This is a genomic window from Halomonas sp. BM-2019 (genome assembly GCF_017584085.1).
In genome coordinates, this window is the sequence record NZ_CP071922.1 from 116425 (window position 1) to 120589 (window position 4165).

Annotated in this window: 4 protein-coding genes; 1 reads left to right on the top strand and 3 read right to left on the bottom strand. The window is 70.7% G+C overall.

The window, feature by feature from the left end:
- On the bottom strand, positions 1-1027 hold a 1027-nt coding region (gene hemE / locus J5F18_RS00620), incomplete at its 3' end, for a uroporphyrinogen decarboxylase (RefSeq protein ID WP_346300441.1).
- A gap of 158 nt (positions 1028-1185) precedes the next feature.
- On the opposite strand from hemE, the gene ribA reads away from it, so the two are divergent.
- Positions 1186-1821, top strand: coding sequence for a GTP cyclohydrolase II (gene ribA, locus J5F18_RS00625; RefSeq protein ID WP_346300442.1), 636 nt, complete (start codon positions 1186-1188; stop codon positions 1819-1821).
- On the opposite strand, the gene dxs is transcribed toward ribA, so the two are convergent.
- Both dxs and J5F18_RS00635 read right to left on the bottom strand, forming a co-directional pair.
- Entirely contained in the window at positions 1818-3734 is a 1917-nt protein-coding gene (dxs, locus tag J5F18_RS00630) for a 1-deoxy-D-xylulose-5-phosphate synthase (protein WP_346300443.1), read from the bottom strand. The genes ribA and dxs overlap by 4 nt on opposite strands.
- Positions 3735-3750: 16 nt before the next feature.
- Positions 3751-4165 (bottom strand): polyprenyl synthetase family protein (locus J5F18_RS00635; protein ID WP_346300444.1); only part of this gene is annotated, 415 nt, incomplete at its 5' end.

Here is a 4165-nt window from a genome sequence, read left to right on the forward strand (position 1 = left end):
ACTCCATGAAGGCCGTCACGCGGTCCGGATCGGTGAACTGGCTGATGCCGTGGCCCAGGTTGAAGACGTGGCCGGGGCCTGCGCCGTAGCTGTCGAGGATGCGCGCCACCTCGGCGCGGATCGCCGCGGGGCGGGCGAACAGCACGTTGGGGTCCAGGTTGCCCTGCAGGGCCACCTTGTGGCCGACCCGCGCCCGGGCGCCGGAGAGCTCGGTGGACCAGTCCAGGCCCACGGCGTCGGGGCCGGCCAGGGCGATATCCTCGAGCCACTGGCCGCCGTTCTTGGTGAACAGGATCACCGGCACGCGGCGCCCATCGTGCTCGCGGATCAGCCCGGCGACGATCTGCTCCATGTAGCGCAGCGAGAACTCCAGGTAGGCCGGGGTGGAGAGGGCCCCGCCCCAGGTGTCGAAGATCTGTACCGCCTGGGCGCCGGCGCGGATCTGGGCGTTGAGGTACTCGGTCACCGCAGTGGCCAGGGTGTCGAGCAGGTCATGCATCACGCTGGGCGTGTCGTAGAGCATGGTCTTGACGTGGCGGAAGTCCTTGCTGGAGCTGCCCTCCACCATGTAGGTGGCCAGCGTCCAGGGGCTGCCGGAAAAGCCGATCAGCGGCACCCGGCCGTTCAGCTCGCGGCGGATGGTGGAGACCGCGCGCATCACGTAGTCCAGGTCGCGCTCGACGTCGGGCACGGCAAGGGCCGCCACGTCCTCGGCGCTGCGCACCGGCTTGCGGAACTTGGGCCCCTCGCCGGTCTCGAAATAGAGCCCCAGCCCCATGGCGTCGGGGATGGTGAGGATATCCGAGAAGAGGATCGCCGCGTCCAGCGGGTAGCGCTCCAGGGGCTGCAGGGTCACCTCGCAGGCCAGATCCTGATTGCGGCAGAGGTCCATGAAATCGCCGGCCTCGGCGCGGGTGGCGCGATACTCCGGCAGGTAGCGGCCGGCCTGGCGCATCATCCACACCGGGGTGCGGTCCACAGGCTGACGCGCCAGGGCGCGCAGAAAGCGATCGTTCTTGAGTTCCATGCAGGCGGTCATCCACGGGAAATGTGGGCCTCATTGTACCCGATTGGCACCGGCGCGGCTGCGGTCGTGAGCCGCGCCCGGCTTCCTGCTAGAATGAGCCCTCACCCGCCGGCATTGCCCTGCCGTGGATCAAGAAGGGCCTGACACCGAGGTACTCCGTGACGATTCGCTTCATCGCCGCCTCCCGGCTGCCCACCCCCTGGGCCACCTTCACCATGCACGGCTTCGAGGACGAGGCCACCGGCAAGGACCATATCGCCCTGACCCTGGGCGACGTGGCCGACGGCGAGCCGGTGCTGGGCCGGGTCCACTCCGAGTGCCTGACCGGCGACGCCCTCTTCTCCATGCGCTGCGACTGCGGCTACCAGCTTCAGGAGGCGCTCAAGCGTATCGCCGACGAGGGGCGCGGCGTGCTGCTCTACCTGCGCCAGGAGGGGCGCGGCATCGGCCTGCTCAACAAGATCCGTGCCTACCACCTGCAGGACCAGGGTGCCGACACCGTGGAGGCCAACGAGCGGCTGGGCTTCGGCGCCGACCTGCGCCGCTACGACCTCTGCGTGCCGATGCTCGAACACCTGGGCGCCGCCTCGCTGAGGCTGATGACCAACAACCCGCGCAAGGTCGAAGCCCTGACCAAGGCCGGCGTCACCGTGGCCGAGCGGGTCCCGCTCACCACCGGCTTGAACCCCCACAACGAGCAGTACCTCTCCACCAAGGCCGGCAAGCTCGGCCACATGATGGCGCTGGGTGACTTCACCCAGGCCAGCGACGTGGATATCGAACGCAAGGGCTAGCCCAGCCGGGCCCGGATCGCCTCCTCGATGCCGGCGGCGTCCAGGCCGCATTCGGCGAGCAGCTCGGCGGGCTTGCCGTGTTCGACGAAGGCGTCGGGCAGGCCCAGTTGCAGCAGCGGCACCTGAACGCCTTCGGCGGCCAGCAGCTCGCCCACCGCGCTACCGGCGCCGCCGGCCACCACGTTCTCCTCCAGGGTCACCAGCAGGTCGTGGTCGGCGGCGGCGCCCAGCACCGCCTCGCGGTCCAGCGGCTTCACCGAGCGCATGTTGAGGTGAGTGGCATCCAGCCGCTCGGCGACCGCCTCGGCCGGCGTGTTGAGGCTGCCGAAGGCCAGCAGGGCGATTCGCGCCCCGGCCTCGGCGCCGCCCCGGCGACGCCTCTCGGCCCGGCCGATGGCGAGCGGCTCGAGGTGAGCGGGGATCGCCACCCCGGGCCCACCGCCGCGGGGGTAGCGCACCGCGGCCGGTCCCGGATGGTGGTAGGCGGCGCTGAGCATGGCGCGACACTCGGCCTCGTCGGCCGGGGCCAGGATCACCAGGCCGGGCACACAGCGCAGGTAGGCGAGGTCCAGGCTGCCGTGATGGGTGGGGCCGTCCTCGCCCACCAGGCCGGCGCGATCGATGGCGAAGGTGACATCGAGCTCCTGCACCGCCACGTCGTGGATCAGCTGATCGTAGCCGCGCTGCAGGAAGGTGGAGTAGATCGCCACCACCGGCTTCATGCCCTCGCAGGCCATGCCGGCGGCCAGGGTCACCGCGTGCTGCTCGGCGATGGCCACGTCGAAGTAACGCGCGGGATACGCCTGGGAGAAGCGGATCAGGTCGGAGCCCTCGCGCATGGCCGGGGTAATGCCGATCAACCGCGGGTCGGCCGCCGCCATGTCGCACAGCCAGTCGCCGAAGACGTTGCAGTACTTCTTCGGCTTCTTCTTGGGCAGGGGCACCACCACCGGGGCAAGCGGCGGCGCCTCGTCGTTCTTCTCCAGCTTGGTGATGGCGTGGTAGCCGATGGGGTCGGCCTCGGCGGGCAGGAAGCCGCGCCCCTTGCGGGTCTTGACGTGCAGGAACTGGGGGCCCTCCAGGTCGCGCATGTTGCGCAGGGTCTGCACCAGCAGCGGCAGGTCGTGGCCGTCGATGGGACCGATATAGTTGAAGCCCATCTCCTCGAAAAGCGTGGCCGGGCTGACCATGCCCTTCATGTGCTCCTCGGTGCGCCGCGCCAGCTCCAGCGCCCCCGGCAAGTGGGAGAGCACCTTCTTGCCCCCTTCGCGCATGGTGATATAGGGCTTGCTGGCCAGGATCCGCGCCAGGTAGCTGGCGATGCCGCCGACGTTCTCGGAGATCGACATCTCGTTGTCGTTGAGCACCACCAGCAGATTGGCGTCGACGTGGCCGGCGTGGGCCAGGGCCTCGAAGGCCATGCCGGCGGTCAGGGCGCCATCGCCGATCACCGCACAGGTGCGCCGCGTCTCGCCCCGGGCGCGGGCGGCCAGGGCCATGCCCAGCGCCGCCGAGATCGAGGTGCTGGAGTGCCCCACGCCGAAGGTGTCGTACTCGGACTCGGCACGCCGTGGGAAGGCCGCCAGCCCGCCATGGTGGCGAATGTTGGGCATCGCCTCACGGCGCCCGGTGAGGATCTTGTGGGGATAGGCCTGGTGGCCTACGTCCCACACCAGGCGGTCGAAGGGGGTCTCCAGGGCCTGATGCAGCGCCACGGTCAGCTCCACCACGCCCAGGCCGGCGCCGAAGTGACCGCCGGAGACGCCCACGCTGTAGAGCAGGTAGGCGCGCAGCTCGTCGGCCACCTGCAAGAGCTGGGCGGTGGACATGGCGCGCAGCGCGGCCGGCGTGTCCAGGGTGTCGAGCAGCGGCGTCGCCGGACGCTCGACGGGGATGTCATCGAACAGCTTCATGTGGGCTTCAGTCGTGTCAGTGGTCACGCTCGATCATGTAGCGGGCCAGAACCGCCAGGGGCAGGCCGGCCTCGCCCAGCGGGGCCACCGCGGCCACCGCCTCCTCCACCAGCGCCGCGGCGCGAGCGCGGGCGCCCGCCAGGCCCAGCAGCGTGGGGTAGGTGGGCTTGTCCCGGGCGGCATCCGCCCCCGAGGCCTTGCCCAGGGTCGCGGTGTCGCCGGTCACGTCGAGTACGTCGTCATGGATCTGGAAGGCCAGGCCGATGGCACGGGCGTAGGCGTCCAGGGCGGCGAGGCGCGGGTCCTCCTCGGCCACGGCGACCAGCCCGCCCAGGCGTGCCGCCGCGCGAATCAGCGCGCCGGTCTTGTGGCCGTGCATGGTAGCCAGCGCCGCGACGTCGGGGTGGCCGCCCACGGCGGCGAGGTCCAGC

Excerpts from the sequence above, each read along its gene's own strand:
- dxs (WP_346300443.1), bottom strand. The coding sequence starts at position 3,734 with ATGAAGCTGTTCGATGACATCCCCGTCGAGCGTCCGGCGACGCCGCTG.